Here is a 16994-nt window from a genome sequence, read left to right on the forward strand (position 1 = left end):
TAGGTTCCTGACCCGCGAGACGGAGGCAACATGACCAAAATCATTAGTATTTTTGAGCGCTTAGGAATGGGTGGCGGCGGAAAGATCAGGGCGGTGCATCATCGTCTGAACGCCTTCTCGGAGATGCCGGATTTCCAGCCGATTCTTCTCAACCTCAGCCATGCACCGACACAGAAAGAGAATTTTCTGAAGCTCAAGGCGGACGGCGTCATTTTCCCGCAGGTCGAATACCTGTCCCTTCCGGAAGCCTGCGCCGCCACCGATGCGGCGGCCGCACTGCCGCTTTTCGATCTTGCCGCGGAAATAGGAGAGGCCGAAGCCTCTGTGCGTATCAAAACCACCGAACTCGGACGTATCGCCAAATACAGGATACGGGAAAAAGACAGACGCCGCACCTATACGCTGGTCGATGACGAAATCTTCCAGCTGTCCGTCACGAAATCCGATGGAACCCGCGAAATCACGGATTATGCGCGAAATAGGGCAATCCGATGGACGCGGACCAAGGGCGACAAGTTTCTCCTGGGTCGAAACTTCATCGACGGCAAGACATACCGCATGGACCGGGCCTTCGTGAGAAGCTTCTATGAGATGGTGCCCTGGGGGCCGGCGATAACGTTCTTTGACGGAATTACCTCCGCCTATCTTTCCGTGGCGACGAAATCTCCGCGCGCCCTGTTTCTCCATGCCGATCACATGAATCCGGATGGAAAAATTCTTCACAGGGCGAAGCTACTCATCGAGGGCTTTGCTGGAGAGGCCATCATAACCGCCACCGATGCCCATAGGCAGCAGATAGCAAGCGACCTGAAGCCATCCGCCGAGGTTCACGTATTACCACATTTCTGCGAGATTGCTGCGAAAAAGGAAACCGCCCGCAAGGATCTTGTGACGATTTCCCGGCTCGATCTTGAAGGAAAGCCGATTCATGAATGCATTCAGGCCTTCAGCCGGATAAAGGATGAGTTTCCGGGCATAAACTATCTGATCTATGGCGAAGGTGCCGGGCGAGACCAGCTGGAGAACCAGATCAATGAGCTGGGTCTTGCGGATAGGGTCAGGCTGATGGGCTATACGACCACGCCGCTTGACGTTTTTCGCGGTGCCCTCGCTTCCATATATCCGACGATGACCGAAGGCTTCGGCCTATCCATTCTGGAGGCGCTTTCATGCGGATGCCCCGTCGTCTCGTATGACGTCAACTACGGCCCCCGGGAATTGATCAAGCCGGGCAAGAACGGCGACCTGGTTCCCCCCAGGGATATTGCGGCTATCGCGGGTGCGCTGCGGCGGGTGCTCAAGCAGCCGAAGAAGTTCCAGCGCAATACCAGTCATCTGCTGGACAGGTATACGAGAGACGCTTACGTCAGGAATTACAGGGGTATCGCCGAAAAGCTGATGGCTATTCAGGCCTCATAGCGCACTGCCATCCCCAGCACTGTCACCATTCTGTTCGCCAGCTGACGGAATTGACTTGTACTCGAATGGTTCATGCCGCGACCTACGCGCCACCTGATATCCGACGATGAATGGGCCTTCTTCGAGGGCTTCATTCGTGTCGTCCGGCGCCCTTATGGCAACGACACACAGCGACGATTTCAAACGAGATGCGATTCGCAGACAGTCGAGGATCTGCCTCGCCCTGATGTCGCCGATCTGCTTATCCCCCAGTGCGCGGCGTAGCGGCTCGAGCTGGTAGGTTCGTGCTTCGATGGTGGCGTCCGTCAGGCCGTCCTGCCGGATCTTCTCCAGCCAGACCGTAGCCGCCGCGTCGAAGGTGCCTGTGGGATCGCCACCTTCTGCCTCGAAGGACGCCGAAGGGTCAGCGCCGCCACACAGGGCCGCCTTGGCCTGTTCCCTCGCCAGACGTGCGTCCGAGAGCGAGATCGCTGGGTATGGCCCGATGGTCAGCGTCTTCTGCCGCCTCTCGAACCGGTAAACCAGGCGCCAGATCCTTCGAGCCGGTCGGGAGAAACGTGAAGCTGAAGCCCTCCTGAATCCGAAAGCTTCAGAACCTTGTGGTCTTGGCGGGCTTGGCCGCTTTGACCTCCTGAGCCGTCAACATACGACACCTCGAAATCTTACCAACAAATCGTTGGTATGTGTTGGATATGGATGAAGCGATATGAAGAACCGGGAGACATAGAAGTCCCGAAATTTCAGTCGCTTGATACGATTTGGTGCTGGATGGAAAGGGGAAATGGTGCCCGGAGACGGATTTGAACCGCCGACACGCGGATTTTCAATCCGCTGCTCTACCAACTGAGCTATCCGGGCGCCGGAGCGTCTGCTGCGGGTAGGCGCGTTGTTATGGCAGCCGTGCCCTGCTGTCCAGAGCCAAAAGTGAAGTTTTTACTCTTTGTCGTCGCTGTCCGGCACCGGTTCGGCGGGGATGCGGTAATCGCCCCGGAACCAGCGTGCCAAGTCCACATCCGCGCAGCGGCGCGAACAGAACGGCCGATAGCGTTCGGCCGCGGGTTTGCCGCAGATCGGGCATTTCATGGCGTAGGCTCCTCGCGGGCCAGGCGCGACAGCGGCAGGCGGTCCCGCTTGCGGCTGATCTCGTAAAGCCCCATCGCGGTCCAGCCGATCAACACCGTCTCGGCCGATTCCGCACGAAAGGCGGCGCGCAACACCTGATCCAGCGTGCCGCGGTCGCGCTTGGGGCAGGGGGCGAAATCGACCACGATCTGTCCGCCCAGCCCGCGCAGCCGCAACTGCCGGGGCAGGTCGCGCGCCAAGGCGATGTTGGCCTTGAGCCCGGCGGCCGGGGAATGGTCGCTGCCGGTGTTCACGTCGATCGCGACCAGCGCCCGCAGGGCCTCGATCTCGGCCCAGGCACCGCCGCCCAGGTCCAGACGCGGGTGCAGCAGCTGGCGCACGGCCTCGGCGGCGCCGGTCGTCTCGAAGGCGTCCGGGCCTTCCTCGATGCCGTCGGGGGGCGGATCGGACCAGTCCTGCCAGGCCAGCGCGGCGGGCTCGGGCGCATCGAGCAGCAGTTCCGGTCCGCCCTCGCGATCCGTGCAGACCGCCCGGGCGAGGTCGAGCAACTCGCCCAACTCGGCGGCGATCTCTTCGCCGTCGGTCACGGCGGCCACGCTGCGAAAAACGATGCCGGGGGGATCGCCCTGGCCGGCCAGGGCGGTTTCGCCCAGCTGGGTCAGGTCGTCGCGCAACGCGGTGTCGCGGATGCGGCGCGAAACGTTCACCCCCGGGGCGCCCGGCGTGACGATGGCACTGCGGCCCCGGAAATTCAGCCGCGAAGAGACCGGGATCGCCTTGCCCTCTTCGGCGCTGCCGCTGACCTGGACGATCAGCGACTGGCCCTCGCGCAGGCCGGCGCGATCGCGCAGATAGCCGCGCGCGCCGTCGGGCAGGCGCAGAAAGACGCCGCCCTGGCCCTTGACCAGGCGGTCGACGCGGGCGCGGCAGATCGCGCCGGGCGACAGCGGCGTCGCACCCGCGGCGTCGAGAATCAGGTCCTCCAGCCGGCCGTCCTGCATCAACGCGGCGGCGTCGCGGCCGAAAATCTGGCCCAGCACGATCTGGCGGCCCTTCATGGCGTCTGCTCCCGGATACCGATGGCGGCGAGCAGGGCGGCGGTTTCGGCCAGGGGCAGGCCGACGACGGCGCTGTACGAGCCCTGCAGCCAGATCGCGAAGGCGCCCGCGCGGCCCTGGATCGCATAGCCGCCGGCCTTGCCCCGCCATTCGCCCGAATCGAGATAGGCGTCGATCTGGGCGGCCGTCAGCGGGCGGAAACGGAGGGTGGTCGCGACCAGCCGTTCGCGCAGCCGGCCGTCATGCAGCAGCGCGACCGCGGTCAGCACCCGGTGCCGGCGGCCCGAGAGAAGCTGCAGGAACTGCCGCGCCTCGGCCGCGTCGGCCGGCTTGCCGAGGATGCGGCGGCCGGCGACCACGGCAGTATCCGCGCAGAGAATCGGGCCATCGGCCTGTCTGGCCAGGACCTCGGCCTTTTCGCGGGCGATGCGGCGGACATAGTCGCGCGGGTCTTCCTGCCGCCGCGGGGCCTCGTCGATCTCGGCCGGCAGGATGCGGGCGGGGACGATGCCGATCTGGGCCAGAAGCTCCAGCCGGCGCGGGCTGGCCGACCCGAGGATCAGCTCGGGTGCAGAGGGCTGCGACTCCGAGGCAGAGGCGGGCGTTGCCGGCATATCCCGGGCCGTCATGGCGGTCGCGGCTTTATTTGAAGCGGTAATTGATCCGCCCCTTGGTCAGGTCGTAGGTGTTCATTTCCACCTGCACCTTGTCGCCGGCAAGGACCCTGATGCGGTTCTTTCGCATCTTTCCTGCCATATGCGCGATGATCTCATGGCCGTTCTCTAGCTCGACCCGGAATGTCGCATTCGGCAGGAGTTCCTTCACGACGCCGGGAAATTCGAGCATTTCTTCCTTGGCCATGTCTTCTCCTGTAGGGGTGACCCGCGCCGTGGCGGGCGCAAGCTACATGCGTCCAGACGGGGCATTTTTCAAGGGGAATCTGGGCTGGAGCGGGCTCTTGGGGGCGATGCGCAAGGCAAAATCGCGGAAATGGGCGCAAATGGCACGCGTGGAGCCGGTGAAGGCGGGCAAGGCGCCTCATGCCAGGCTTGCGCCCTTTGCATGTCTGGACTTCGCCACGAACGGCTTGGCGGCATATGGTCGCATCTGTTAACGCTCGCAAACCCGCTTTCCCCTCTACGCCAGCCCCGGAAGGTCCCATGCCGCCGCAGCCGAACCTGAAACTCGCCATTCTCGCGCTCGGGCTCGGAGCCTTCGCCATCGGCACCTCGGAATTCGCCGCCATGGGGCTGCTGCCCTGGTATGCGAACGACCTGGGGATCACCGAGCCGCAGGCGGGCCATGTCGTCAGCGCCTATGCGCTGGGGGTGGTCGTGGGGGCGCCGATCACCTCGATCCTGGGCGCGCGGCTGCCGCGCCGGCGCTATCTGGCGGCGCTGATCGCCGCCTATGGGGTGATGAACCTGCTGGCGGCGGTGCTGCCGGGCTATGGCACGCTGGTGGTGACGCGCTTTCTGGCCGGGCTGCCGCATGGCGGCTTCCTGGGCGTGGCCATGCTGTTCGCCGCCGATGCCCTGCCGCGCGAGCAGCGTGCCAAGGGGGTGACGCAGGTGCTGCTGGGCCTGACCGTCGCCAATATCGCCGGGGTGCCGCTGGCCGGGGTGCTGGGGCAGGGCTTCGGCTGGCGCTGGGGCTTTGCGCTGCCCGGCGTGCTGGCCTTGCTGGCGGGCTGGCTGATCCTGCGGCTGGCGCCGCGGGTCGGTGCCGCCAAGGATGCGCGGCCGCTGGACGAGCTGAAGGCCCTGGGCAATCCGGCGGTGATGCTGATCCTGCTGGTGGGCGCCATCGGCTTCGGCGGGCTTTTCGCCGTCTATTCCTATCTTTCGGCCGCGATGCTGGCGACGACGCAGCCTCCGGGCTGGGCGGTGCCGGCGATGCTGTCCGCCTTCGGCATCGGCGGCACGCTGGGCAGCATCCTGGCGGCGCGACTGACCATCCGCTTCGGCACCTGGGGCGCGGCCCTGCGGCTGATGGTCTTCATGGCGCTGACCCAGGGCTTTGCCGCCTATGCGGTGGGCAGCTGGGGGCTGATGCTGGCCTCGTCCTTCCTGCTGGGCCTGGGCTCGGGCATGGTGGTGCCGCTGCAGACCCGGCTGATGGACGTGGCCGGACGCGCGCAAAGCATGGCCGCCGCGATGAACCACGCCGCCTTCAACGCCGCCAATGCGCTGGGGCCCTGGCTGGCGGGGCTGGCGCTGACGGCGGGCTGGGGCTGGCGCTCCTCGGGACTGGTGGCGGTGGCGCTGTCAATCGCCGGGATGCTGGCGCTGGGGCTCGCCTGGTGGCACGCGCGCAACACCGGGGGCACCGTGCAGGATCACCCGGCGCGAGTTTGACGCGAACTCGCGCCGCCACGAGATGAACAGCACGTAGCTGGTCGCCAGAAACAGCCCCAGCGGCCCGGCCAGCCAACCGAGCGCCCCCAGCGCGAAATAGACGCAGCGCAGCCCCGAGTTGAAGCTGCGCGCCGCGGTGATGTTGATCTCGGCCGCCTGCAGGGCCGCGGGCAGGGCGCGCGGATCGCCTGCACTGTTCGGCACCGAGGCCATCATGATCGCGCAATAGCCGAACAGCCGGTGCGACCAGACGAAGCGCAGCAGCGCATTGGCGACGAAGAACAGCACCACGACGATCTTGATTTCCCATTTCAGCGCCGGGACATGACCCAGATCGAACTGCCGCGCCACGCCGGCCAGCTGGTCGGTCTTGCCGATCAGCGCCAGCCCGCCGCCCACCGCGATCAGGCAGGCCGAGGCGAAAAAGGCCGTGCCCTCGCGCAGGGTGGTCAGGATATTGCCGTCGAAGATGCGCGGATCGCGGGCGACGAAATGCCGCATCCATTCCCGGCGGTATTCGTTCATCAGCACCGAGACCGACGGCCGGCCCTTCGGCGGATGCTCGGTGACCCAGCCTATGCCCAGCCAGGCCAGGAAAAGCCAGGCTACGGCGCAGAGGTCGGCCGTGGTGAAGGCGCCGGGAAGAGAGGTGTCGATATGCATGCCGCTTTTCTATCGCCGCGGCGGGCATGTTGCCAGTCCGTCGCGGCGTGCCTACCTTGTCGGTGTAACGAGCAACCCGGAGGGTAACATGGCCGCACCGCATGCCATTCACGAGGAATTTCCGAACGATGCCGCGCGCATCCACGAGCTGAAGGTCTCGGACGCGCATTTCGCCCGCCTGCTCGATGAATATGACCAAGTGAACGACAAGGTCTTCGGCGCCGAAAGCCGCCACACGCCGATGTCGGCCGAGGCCGAGACCGCGTTGCGCAAGCAGCGCGCCGCGCTGAAGGACGAGATCGCGCGCATGCTGACCGGCGCGCGCGCCTGATGCGGATGCCCGTCCCGATGCCGGCGTCATCGCCCGCCGCGGCGCCATCTCGGCGCGGCTGCGGAGGGCGCTGCCGGCGCCGGGGCGGCCCGCCCTCGCGGACGAGCGTTTCACCGTTTTCCAGATGGCCCAGACGCAGCGGCGGCGGTCTTGAAACCCCACGCCCGCATTCCTACCTGAAATCCTGTCGGAGGGCCGATGCGGCGCCGACGGACCTGCTCGCCCGCAAGGGGAGCAAGCCTTTGTATCGCTTGTGAAGGATGCGAAAAATGCGCAACTTTGATCTGACCCCGCTTTATCGTGCCTCGGTCGGCTTCGACCGCATGGCGGATGTCATGGACCGTGCCCTGTCGGCCGATATTGCGACCTATCCCCCCTACAATATCGAGAAGACCGGCGAGAACGCCTATCGCATCTCGATCGCCGTGGCCGGGTTCTCGGCCGACGAGTTGACCGTCGAGGTTCGGGACGGCGCCGTCATCGTCTCGGGCAAGAAAGCCGCCGAGGAAGATGGCCGGACCTACCTGCATCGCGGCATCGCCACCCGCGCCTTCGAACGTCGCTTCACCCTGGCCGATCATGTCCGCGTCCATGGCGCCAGCCATGAGGACGGCATGCTGAACATCGACCTGCTGCGCGAGATCCCCGAGGCGCTGAAGCCTCGCAAGATCGAGATCGCGAAGCCGGCGAAAGCGGTGGAAAAGCTGGACGCCTGAGCTCCGGTCGCACCGCGCGGGGGCTCTGCCCCCGCACCCCCGGAGTATTTGGAAAACGGAGAAAGCAGGGCGTGGCCGCGGGGCCGCGCCCTTTTGGGTTCACAGCTTGCGGCGGGCGCGCAGCGCGGCGGCGATGGTGCCGTCGTCGAGATAGTCGAGCTCGCCGCCGATGGGCACGCCCTGGGCCAGGCCGGTGACGACGACGCCGGTGGGGGCCAACGCCTCGGCGATGTAATGCGCCGTGGTCTGGCCCTCGACCGTGGCCGAAAGGGCGAGGATGACCTCGGCGATGTTTTCCTCGGCGATGCGGTCCAGAAGCTGCGGGATGCGCAGGTCCTCGGGGCCGATCTCGTCCAGCGCCGACAGGCTACCGCCCAGGACGTGATAGCGGCCGCGAAAGGCGCGGCCGCGCTCCATCGCCCAGAGGTCGGCGACATCGGTGACGACGCAGATCTCGCCGGTGGCACGGGCGGGATCCTCGCAGATCGGGCAGATGTCGGCGCCGGTGACATTGCCGCAGACCAGGCATTCGCGGGCATTTTCCGCGACATGGCCCATCAGCCCGGCCAGTTGCGCCATCTGGCCGGCGCGCTTGCGGATCAGGTGCAGCACGATGCGGCGCGCCGAGCGCGGGCCGAGGCCCGGCAGCCGCGCCATGGTGGCGATCAGCGTCTCGATCTCATCGCCCGAAGAGGCCATTCAGAACGGCATCTTCATGTCGGCGGGCAGGCCCAACTCGTGGGTCAGCCGGGCCATTTCCTCGGCCGCGCGGTCCTGGGCGCGGCGCTGCGCGTCCTTGATCGCGGCCAAGATCAGGTCCTCGACCACCTCCTTGTCCTCGGCCTTGAAGATCGAGGGGTCGATGTCGAGCGCGGTCAGCTCGCCCTTGGCCGTCGCCGTGGCCTTGACCAGGCCGGCCCCGGATTCGCCGGTGACGGTCAGGCGGGTCAGCTCCTCCTGCATCTCGGCCATCTTGGTCTGCATCTGCTGGGCGGCTTCCATCATCTTCGACAGGTCGCCCATGTCTCCCAAGCCTTTGAACATCGCTTACTCCTCGTCCTCGAAAGGATCCCATTCCTCGACCTCGGCCACCGGGCCTTCGGTCAGCTCATGCGGGGATGTATCCTCGCCCGCCGGTTTTTCAACCGCGACCGGCTGCGGCGCGGGCCGGATCTTGATGATCTTCGCCGCGGGGAAATGGGCAAAGATCGCCTGCACCGCAGGGTTTTCCATGGCCCGGGCGCGCGCCTGCGCCTCGCGCGCGGTGCGCTGTTCCGAGATCGTGGGCTGGCCGGGTTCCGAGACCACGACCACCGCCCAGCGTTGCCCGCCGGTCCAGCCGCGCAGCCGCTCGGCCAGCCGCTGGGCAAAGTCGCGCGGCGCGTCGTCGGTCGGGTTGAAGTCGATCCGACCGGGGGCATAGCGGACCAGGCGCAGGTGATCCTCGACATCGAGCAGCAGCTTCATGTCGCGCATGCGCCGGATCAGTTCGATGACGGATGCGAAATCGGGAAAACCGGCCAGCGCGTCGGGCGAGACCGCGATGGCCGCGGCGCTGCCGTCGGGGCGGGCGGCGATGGGCGCGCGGGGCGCGGCTGCGCGCGGGGCCTCGCTGCGCGCAGCGCCGGGGGCGGCGGCGCGGTTGAACTCGCCCGCCGCCGCGCTGGCCTGGACCTTGCGGATCAGCGCCTCGGGGTCGGGCAGGTCGGCGACATGGGTCAGGCGGATGATGGCCATTTCCGCCGCCATCATCGCGTTCGGCGCAAGGCCGACCTCTTCCAGCGCCTTCAGTAGCATCTGCCAGAGCCGGGTCAGGGCGCGCATCGGGATGCGTTCCGCGATCTGCTGGCCGCGGGCGCGTTCGTCCGGGCCGATGGTCGGATCCTCGATCGCCTCGGGGGTGATCTTCACGATGCTGACCCAATGCGTGATCTCGGCCAAGTCGCGCAGGACCGCCATCGGGTCGGCGCCATCGGCATATTGCGCCTGCAGCTCGGCCAGCGCCTCGGCCGCGGCGCCGCGCAGGATCATGTCGAAAAGGTCCAGAACCCGACCGCGGTCGGCAAGGCCCAGCATGGCGCGGACCTGGGGCGCGGTGGTCTCGCCCGCGCCATGGCTGATCGCCTGGTCCAGAAGGCTGGTCGCGTCGCGGGCCGAGCCTTCGGCGGCGCGGGTGATCAGCGCCAGGGCGTCCTCGGCGATCTGGGCCCCCTCGCGGCCGGCGATCTTTTGCAGAAGCGCGATCATCACCTCCGGCTCGATCCGGCGCAGGTCGAAGCGCTGGCAGCGCGACAGCACCGTCACCGGCACCTTGCGGATTTCCGTAGTGGCGAAGATGAATTTCACATGCGGCGGCGGTTCCTCCAGCGTCTTCAGAAGCGCGTTGAAGGCGCTGGTCGAGAGCATGTGGACTTCGTCGATGATATAGATCTTGTAGCGGGCCGAGGCTGCGCGATAGTGAACCGATTCAATGATTTCGCGAATATCGTTCACGCCGGTTCGAGATGCGGCGTCCATCTCCATCACATCGACGTGGCGGCCTTCCGAGATGGCGACGCAATGCTCGCAGACCCCGCATGGCTCGGTCGTGGGGCCGCCCGCGCCATCGGGGCCGATGCAGTTCAGCCCCTTGGCGATGATGCGGGCGGTGGTGGTCTTGCCGGTGCCGCGGATGCCGGTCATGATGAAGGCCTGCGCGATCCGGTCGGCCGCGAAGGCGTTCTTCAGCGTGCGCACCATCGCATCCTGGCCGACCAGGTCGGCGAAGGTCTCGGGGCGGTATTTCCGCGCCAGTACTTGATAGGTCTGTTCTTCGCTCATCCGCCGGCCTTTCGTGACCGGCCGAGATTAGCGGCGCGCGGCGGGGCCGGCAACCGGGTCACGGCGTCCAGTTGAAGACCAGCTCCTCGCGGAAGGCGAAGCGGGCGACATGGCTGTCGACGATGTGGCGCATGTGGGCGGTGGCGTCCTCGGGGGCGTCCAGCGCGATCTCCAGCGTCGTGGGGGTGGCGGTCAGGCTGACAACGCGATCCTCGGGCATGGCGATGCGGCCTTGGGCGGCGTCGAAGTGGACCTCGAACTTATGCGCCCAGTGCTTGCAAAGCTGTTGCAGATAGCGGCTGGCATGCGCGGTCGGGACAGAGCAGGTGGAATGGGTGATCGTCCGGGACATGGGAATTCCTGTCGGTCTGGGTCCGGCTGGCGCAGGCTGGCGGACGGTGGGAAGGCGCGGCGGCAGGCCGCGCGAACCCCTTGGATATAACCGCGCCCGGGTCGCATTCAACCGGGGCGCGGCGGGATCGTCAGTCGTGCTCGCCCATGATCTTCCAGAGCGTGGCACCGATCACCGCGCCCAGGATCGGCGCCACCCAGAACAGCCACAGCTGCTGGATCGCCCAGCCGCCGGCGAACAGTGCCTGGCTGGTCGAGCGCGCCGGGTTCACCGAGGTGTTGGTGACCGGGATCGCGATCAGGTGGATCAGCGTCAGCGCCAGGCCGATGGCCAGCGGCGCAAAGCCCGCCGGCACGCGGCCATGGGTGGCGCCCAGGATCACGATCAGGAAGCCGGCGGTCAGCACCACCTCGATCACGAAACCGGCCAGCATCGAATAGCCGCCGGGCGAGTGTTCGCCGTAGCCGTTCGCGGCAAACCCGCCCAGGTCCACGCCGGCCTTGCCGGTCGCGACGACATAGAGCACGCAGGCGGCCAGGATCGCGCCCACCAGCTGCGCCAGGATATAGGGCACCAGGATCGAGGCCGGGTTGCGGCCCGCGACCACGGTGCCGACGGTCACGGCGGGGTTGAAATGCCCGCCCGAGATTCCGCCGACCGCATAGGCCATGGTCAGCACGGTCAGGCCGAAGGCCAGGGCGACGCCGGTAAAGCCGATGCCCAGCTCCGGGAAGGCTGCGGCCAGCACGGCGCTGCCGCAGCCGCCGAAGACCAGCCAGAAGGTGCCGATGACCTCGGCCATGAGTCGTTTCTGCATTGATTAACCTTTCCACATCGTTACCGGCGCAGAAAGCGCGCCGTGCCGGCGGCTTGTCAATCCGGAACGCTGGGGCACACCCCGTTGACCGCGCCGGGCGCCCGGCATATCTGCGGGCCATGGCACGCGCACCGCTTTTGCAATTGACCGACATCTCGCTGACCTTCGGCGGCACCCCCGTCTTCGACGGGCTGAACCTGACCGTCCAGCAGGGGGACCGGCTGGCGCTGGTCGGCCGCAACGGCTCGGGCAAGTCCACGCTGATGAAGGTCATGGCCGGGCTGGTCGAGCCCGACGGTGGCGCCGTGATCACGCCCTCGGGCACCCATGTCGGCTATATGGAGCAGGACCCGGACCTGTCGGGCTTCGCTACCCTGGGCGATTTCGCCGGCGCCTCGCTGGCCGAGGGCGAGGGCTACCGGGTCGAGATGGCGGCCGAGGGGCTGAAATTCGACCCCGACCGCCCGGTGGCCACCGCCTCGGGCGGAGAGCGCCGCCGCGCCGCGCTGGCTCGGCTGCTGGCCGAGGCGCCGGAACTGATGCTGCTCGACGAGCCGACGAACCATCTGGACATCCAGGCCATCGGCTGGCTCGAGGAACAGCTTTCGGCCACCTCGGCCGGATTCGTCCTGATCAGCCACGACCGCGCCTTCCTGCGGGCGCTGACCCGGGCGACGCTGTGGATCGACCGCGGCGAGGTGCGCCGCCAGGACCGCGGCTTCGAGCATTTCGAGGATTGGCGCGAGACGGTCTGGGCGGCCGAGGACGAGGCCCGCCACAAGCTGGACCGCAAGATCAAGGCCGAGGCCCGCTGGGCGGTCGAGGGCATCTCGGCCCGGCGCAAGCGCAACCAGGGCCGCGTGCGGGCGCTTGCCGCGCTGCGCGACGAGCGTGCCGGCCAGATCCGCCGCCAGGGCACCGCGGCGATGGAACTGGACGCCGGCCAGCAATCCGGCAAGCGGGTGATCGACGCCAAGGGCATCTCCAAGGCCTTCGGCGAGCGGGTGATCCTGAAACCCTTCGACCTGCGGGTGCTGCGCGGCGACCGCGTGGCCTTCGTCGGTCCAAACGGCGCCGGCAAGACCACGCTGATCAAGATGCTGACCGGCGAGATCGCCCCCGATACCGGCACGGTCAAGCATGGCACCAACCTGGAGATCGCGGTCTTCGACCAGGCCCGCTCGGCCATCGACGAGACCGTCAGCCTGTGGGACGCGCTGGCGGGCGATCCGGCGATGCGGGTCTCGGGCCGCGCCGATCAGGTCATGGTGCGGGGCAATCCGCGCCATGTCGTGGCCTATCTCAAGGATTTCCTGTTCGACGAGGCGCAGGCGCGCGCACCCGTCGGCAGCCTGTCGGGCGGAGAAAAGGCCCGGCTTCTGCTGGCGCGGATCATGGCGCGGCCCTCGAACCTGCTGGTGCTGGACGAACCGACCAACGACCTGGACGTGGAAACGCTGGACCTGCTGCAGGACATCCTGGGCGACTACGACGGTACCGTGCTGCTGGTCAGCCACGACCGCGACTTCATCGACCGGGTGGCCACGACCACCGTGGCGATGGAGGGCGACGGCCGCGCCGTGATCTATCCCGGCGGCTGGTCCGACTATCGCCGGCAGCGGCCCGAGGACGCGCCGGTGGTCGAGACGGCAAAAGTCCCGGCCCAGAAGCCCGTGTCCGAGGCGAAACCCGTTCCGGAACGCGCGGGCCTGAGCTTCACCGAGAAAAAGCGTCTCGAAGCCCTGCCCGCGATCATGGAGCGGCTGGAAGCCGAGATCGGCAAGCTGACCGAATTCCTGGCCCAGCCCGACCTGTTCCAGACCGCCCCGGCGAAGTTCCAAAAGGCGAGCGAGGGGCTTTCCGAGCGGCAGGCCACTTTGGCCGCCGCCGAGGAGGAATGGCTGGAATTGGCCGAGCGGGACGGGTAGGGGCGGCGGGACCATCGCCTTTCTGATGCGATAGCTGTTCCGAAGCTGTGCTCGGTAATGGATTTGTCCTTTCCCCTGAAACGCGGGGCTCATGCTGCGACGCGCGCCAGGTGCACCAAGCGTTGCTGACGCAGGTGTTCTGGTGCAGGCCCTTGTGACGGGCGATAACGAGCACTAACAGACTGCTGAAAAAGAGCTCCAAGAGGGCGTCGGGACGGAAAATCGTTCTGAGCCCGACCCCGATCAGCTGAAGAACAGTGTATTTGCGGACAGTTCGAGGTGAGCTTCCCGCTTTCTGTCCATCGTGTCGCGTGGCGGGGAAGCAATGATTGCGATGCCATTCCAGATAGGCCTGATGCGGCCGGTCGCCGGGCCGGGACGGAACGATGATCTTGCCGGAAGAATGAAGCAGACGACGGGCGGTTTCGTCGGCGATGCTGTCCCTGGCAACTAGAATAGTGTTGTCCTCATCAACCCCGAGCATGCCACGGTCGAACATCCAGTGAATGGTGCCGCTGAGAGCCAGCCCGTTGTTCACCGTGTCGGGACCGCGCTCGGCGACGGGAAGAATATGGGCCGCCTCTACCTCCGGACGGCCGCCTCCATTGCGCAACTCCAACCCCGAAATGGCGCAACGTCCGCCGTAGGCCCGCCGCACGCTTCGGGCAAAGCTTTGATCCCGCAGCACGCGCGAGGAAAGAATGCGTGTCCTGTCGTGCTGCAGCGGCCCGGCAAACCTGGCTTGGGTTTCGGCGAATCCCGCGACGTCTTCCTGACGAGGCAGCGCATCTGGCGCCGGTTCGTAAGACAGCCCGGCATTGATGATGGCGGCGAAATCTTCGTCCGATATCAACCTGATCGCAGAAGTGTTGTTGCCACCGACCCAGGCCAGACCACTTTCCCAAAGCTCTTTCCCCGCCCTTTGGCGAGGCAGGTTGGTTTCGAAATCCAGGGCCGATCCACGGTCTAGAATGGCAAAGCTATGAGAGGCATCGGTTGGATCCGGCCGGATGGCCGCGACCTTCTGCACACGGTGATAGCCCTTCCCGTCACCGCGTCGGCCCTCATAGAAAATGACCCAATCGCCGACGGTCTGGGCCACCCGAGACAAGCAGCTGTTGGGGAAATGGTAAACCTCGCCTGAGCGGTTGGCGTAATGCGAGTGGCTGGATTCGATGAATACCGCCTTCGACATGCGGTCGCGTTAATGCGCTCCCGACGCAATTTTCCAGGGGTAACTCAGGAAGCTCAAACGAAACATGCCGCACCGGCCGAAACGGCCCAATCACCACCCAAGCCCCTCGCCTTCTTCGTTCCCCAAATACCCAAACCGAAAAGGCCGCCCCAAGCGGGACGGCCTCCATTCTCTCGCCAAAGGCGGCTGATTACATCATGCCGCCCATGCCGCCCATGTCGGGCATGCCGCCGGCCGGAGCCTTGGGCTCGGGCTTCTCGGCGATCATCGCTTCGGTGGTGATCAGCAGGCCGGCCACTGAGGCCGCGTCTTCCAGCGCGGTGCGGACGACTTTCGCCGGGTCGATCACGCCGAACTTGAACATGTCGCCATATTCTTCGGTCTGGGCGTTGAAGCCGAAGGCCTTGTCCGAGGATTCGCGGACCTTGCCGGCCACCACGGCGCCGTCGACGCCGGCGTTCTCGGCGATCTGGCGCATCGGGGCTTCCAGCGCGCGGCGGATGATGGCGATGCCGGCTTCCTGATCCGAGTTCGCACCCGTCAGGCCTTCCAGCGCCTTGCCGCCCTGCACCAGAGCCACACCGCCGCCGACGACGATGCCTTCCTGAACCGCCGCACGAGTGGCGTTCAGCGCGTCATCGACGCGGTCCTTGCGCTCTTTTACTTCGACTTCGGTCATGCCGCCGACGCGGATGACGGCGACGCCGCCGGCCAGCTTGGCAACACGCTCCTGCAGCTTCTCGCGGTCGTAGTCCGAGGTGGTTTCCTCGATCTGCTGGCGGATCTGCGACACGCGGGCCTCGATCTCGGCCTTCTCACCGGCACCGTCGACGATGGTGGTGTTGTCCTTGTTGATCGAGATCTTCTTGGCGCGGCCGAGCATGTCGATGGTGACATTCTCCAGCTTCATGCCCAGGTCTTCGCTGATCACCTGGCCGCCGGTCAGGATCGCGATGTCCTGCAGCATGGACTTGCGGCGGTCGCCGAAGCCCGGAGCCTTCACGGCAGCGATCTTCAGGCCGCCGCGCAGCTTGTTGACGACCAGCGTGGCCAGCGCCTCGCCTTCGACGTCCTCGGCGACGATCAGCAACGGCTTCTGCGACTGGATCACGGATTCCAGCAGCGGCACCATCGGCTGCAGCGACGAAAGCTTCTTCTCGTGCAGCAGGATATAGGCGTCTTCCAGTTCCGCGACCATCTTGTCGGCGTTGGTCACGAAATAGGGCGAGAGATAGCCGCGGTCGAACTGCATGCCTTCGACGACTTCGACTTCGGTCTCCATGCCCTTGTTTTCTTCGACGGTGATCACACCCTCGTTGCCGACGCGCTGCATGGCTTCGGCGATCTGCTGGCCGATGAAGGCTTCGCCGTTGGCCGAAATGGTGCCGACCTGGGCGACTTCCGAGCTGTCGCTGACCGGGCGGGCGGCGGATTTGATCGCCTCGACCACTTTCGCGGTGGCCAGGTCGATGCCGCGCTTCAGATCCATCGGGTTCATGCCGGCGGCGACCGCCTTCATGCCCTCTTTCACGATGGCCTGGGCCAGCACGGTGGCGGTGGTGGTGCCGTCGCCGGCCTCGTCATTGGTGCGCGACGCGACTTCGCGGACCATCTGGGCGCCCATGTTCTCGAACTTGTCGGACAGTTCGATTTCCTTGGCGACCGAGACGCCGTCCTTGGTGATGCGCGGGGCGCCGAAGGACTTGTCGATCACCACGTTGCGGCCTTTCGGGCCCAGCGTGACCTTCACGGCGTCGGCGAGGATGTTCACGCCTTTCAGCATGCGGTCGCGGGCGTCGGTGTTGAACCGGACTTCTTTCGCAGCCATTCTATCTACTCCTGTAATGGGTTATGGGGAAGGCGAGATCAGGCGATGATGCCCAGGATGTCGCTTTCCTTCATGATCAGCAGTTCTTCACCGTCGACGGTGACCTCGGTGCCCGACCATTTGCCGAACAGCACGCGATCGCCGGTCTTGACGGCCGGGGCGATCAGTTCGCCCGAATCCTTGCGCGCGCCTTCGCCGACCGAGACGATCTCGCCCTCGGCGGGTTTTTCCTTGGCGCTGTCGGGGATGATCAGGCCGCCCTTGGTCTTTTCGTCCGACTGGACGCGACGGACCAGAACGCGGTCGTGCAGCGGTTTGAAAGCCATGTGAACACTCCGGTGTTACAGGTTGGTTTAAGGTGTTGGCACTCGGTCTTGATGAGTGCCAGTGCTGCCCATCTAGGCATCGTCGCCGCGGCTGTCAACGC

At 66.1% G+C, this 16994-nt stretch carries 17 protein-coding genes, 1 tRNA gene and 2 pseudogenes; 5 read left to right on the forward strand and 15 right to left on the reverse strand.

Annotation, left to right across the window (positions count from 1 at the left end; all coding sequences use genetic code 11):
* Positions 1–30 precede the first annotated feature (30 nt).
* Entirely contained in the window at positions 31–1419 is a 1389-nt protein-coding gene (locus JCM7685_RS07685; protein ID WP_083412549.1) for a glycosyltransferase, read from the forward strand.
* A gap of 402 nt (positions 1420–1821) precedes the next feature.
* On the opposite strand, the pseudogene JCM7685_RS20735 reads toward JCM7685_RS07685, so the two are convergent.
* The 6 genes and pseudogenes from JCM7685_RS20735 to infA form a co-directional block, all read right to left on the reverse strand.
* A pseudogene (locus JCM7685_RS20735) lies at positions 1822–1953 on the reverse strand (Arm DNA-binding domain-containing protein); the annotation flags it as partial.
* A gap of 248 nt (positions 1954–2201) precedes the next feature.
* Positions 2202–2277: transfer RNA gene (locus JCM7685_RS07700), tRNA-Phe, on the reverse strand.
* Positions 2278–2352: 75 nt separating this feature from the next.
* Positions 2353–2502: a DNA gyrase inhibitor YacG gene (locus tag JCM7685_RS07705; protein ID WP_074966207.1), complete on the reverse strand. Its 150-nt coding sequence runs from the start codon at positions 2500–2502 to the stop codon at positions 2353–2355.
* Positions 2499–3560 carry a ribonuclease E/G gene (locus tag JCM7685_RS07710; protein WP_074966208.1) on the reverse strand — a complete coding sequence of 354 codons (1062 nt, stop codon included), beginning with the start codon at positions 3558–3560 and terminating at the stop codon, positions 2499–2501. The genes JCM7685_RS07705 and JCM7685_RS07710 overlap by 4 nt, the downstream gene beginning before the upstream one ends.
* The gene (locus tag JCM7685_RS07715) at positions 3557–4174 is read right to left on the reverse strand and encodes a Maf family protein (protein ID WP_074966209.1); all 618 of its coding nucleotides are present in this window, start codon (positions 4172–4174) and stop codon (positions 3557–3559) included. Before JCM7685_RS07715 ends, JCM7685_RS07710 begins: the two co-directional genes overlap by 4 nt.
* Before the next feature lie 28 nt (positions 4175–4202).
* On the reverse strand, positions 4203–4421 hold the full coding sequence (infA, locus tag JCM7685_RS07720; RefSeq protein WP_010397442.1) for a translation initiation factor IF-1: 219 nt from the start codon (positions 4419–4421) through the stop codon (positions 4203–4205).
* 299 nt (positions 4422–4720) lie between these two features.
* On the opposite strand from infA, the gene JCM7685_RS07725 reads away from it, so the two are divergent.
* Positions 4721–5917, forward strand: coding sequence for an MFS transporter (locus JCM7685_RS07725; RefSeq protein WP_074966210.1), 1197 nt, complete (start codon positions 4721–4723; stop codon positions 5915–5917).
* Here the strand turns inward: JCM7685_RS07725 and JCM7685_RS07730 are convergent.
* Entirely contained in the window at positions 5828–6580 is a 753-nt protein-coding gene (locus JCM7685_RS07730; RefSeq protein WP_074966211.1) for a DUF599 domain-containing protein, read from the reverse strand. The two genes, JCM7685_RS07725 and JCM7685_RS07730, sit on opposite strands and share 90 nt — an antisense overlap.
* Before the next feature lie 88 nt (positions 6581–6668).
* Here JCM7685_RS07730 and JCM7685_RS07735 point away from each other — a divergent pair, with 88 nt between their 5' ends.
* Together JCM7685_RS07735 and JCM7685_RS07740 are read left to right on the forward strand one after the other, a co-directional pair.
* A complete protein-coding gene (locus JCM7685_RS07735; protein WP_074966212.1) occupies positions 6669–6911 on the forward strand; it encodes a YdcH family protein in 243 nt (80 codons plus the stop codon).
* A gap of 269 nt (positions 6912–7180) precedes the next feature.
* Positions 7181–7627 (forward strand): Hsp20 family protein, encoded by a 447-nt coding sequence (locus JCM7685_RS07740; protein WP_074966213.1) that lies wholly within the window; start codon positions 7181–7183, stop codon positions 7625–7627.
* A 99-nt stretch (positions 7628–7726) separates the two neighbouring features.
* Here the strand turns inward: JCM7685_RS07740 and recR are convergent, their stop codons facing one another.
* The 5 genes from recR to aqpZ form a co-directional block, all read right to left on the reverse strand.
* Positions 7727–8326 (reverse strand): recombination mediator RecR, encoded by a 600-nt coding sequence (gene recR, locus JCM7685_RS07745; protein ID WP_074966214.1) that lies wholly within the window; start codon positions 8324–8326, stop codon positions 7727–7729.
* Entirely contained in the window at positions 8327–8671 is a 345-nt protein-coding gene (locus JCM7685_RS07750) for a YbaB/EbfC family nucleoid-associated protein (protein WP_074966215.1), read from the reverse strand.
* Between the two features lie 3 nt (positions 8672–8674).
* The gene (locus JCM7685_RS07755; RefSeq protein ID WP_074966216.1) at positions 8675–10447 is read right to left on the reverse strand and encodes a DNA polymerase III subunit gamma/tau; all 1773 of its coding nucleotides are present in this window, start codon (positions 10445–10447) and stop codon (positions 8675–8677) included.
* A 58-nt stretch (positions 10448–10505) separates the two neighbouring features.
* Positions 10506–10799, reverse strand: coding sequence for a DUF2218 domain-containing protein (locus tag JCM7685_RS07760; protein WP_074966217.1), 294 nt, complete (start codon positions 10797–10799; stop codon positions 10506–10508).
* 130 nt (positions 10800–10929) lie between these two features.
* The gene (gene aqpZ, locus JCM7685_RS07765) at positions 10930–11616 is read right to left on the reverse strand and encodes an aquaporin Z (RefSeq protein ID WP_074966218.1); all 687 of its coding nucleotides are present in this window, start codon (positions 11614–11616) and stop codon (positions 10930–10932) included.
* Between the two features lie 119 nt (positions 11617–11735).
* On the opposite strand from aqpZ, the gene JCM7685_RS07770 reads away from it, so the two are divergent.
* Entirely contained in the window at positions 11736–13544 is a 1809-nt protein-coding gene (locus JCM7685_RS07770; RefSeq protein ID WP_074966219.1) for an ABC-F family ATP-binding cassette domain-containing protein, read from the forward strand.
* Between the two features lie 481 nt (positions 13545–14025).
* Here JCM7685_RS07770 and JCM7685_RS07775 read toward each other — a convergent pair.
* The 3 genes and pseudogenes from JCM7685_RS07775 to JCM7685_RS07785 all read right to left on the reverse strand — a co-directional run.
* Positions 14026–14739: pseudogene (locus JCM7685_RS07775) on the reverse strand (HNH endonuclease); the annotation flags it as partial.
* A 190-nt stretch (positions 14740–14929) separates the two neighbouring features.
* The gene (gene groL / locus JCM7685_RS07780) at positions 14930–16567 is read right to left on the reverse strand and encodes a chaperonin GroEL (protein ID WP_074966221.1); all 1638 of its coding nucleotides are present in this window, start codon (positions 16565–16567) and stop codon (positions 14930–14932) included.
* 38 nt (positions 16568–16605) lie between these two features.
* Positions 16606–16893, reverse strand: coding sequence for a co-chaperone GroES (locus JCM7685_RS07785; protein WP_074966222.1), 288 nt, complete (start codon positions 16891–16893; stop codon positions 16606–16608).
* Positions 16894–16994 lie beyond the last annotated feature (101 nt).

It is taken from the genome of Paracoccus aminovorans (genome assembly GCF_900005615.1).
Classification (GTDB): domain Bacteria; phylum Pseudomonadota; class Alphaproteobacteria; order Rhodobacterales; family Rhodobacteraceae; genus Paracoccus; species Paracoccus aminovorans.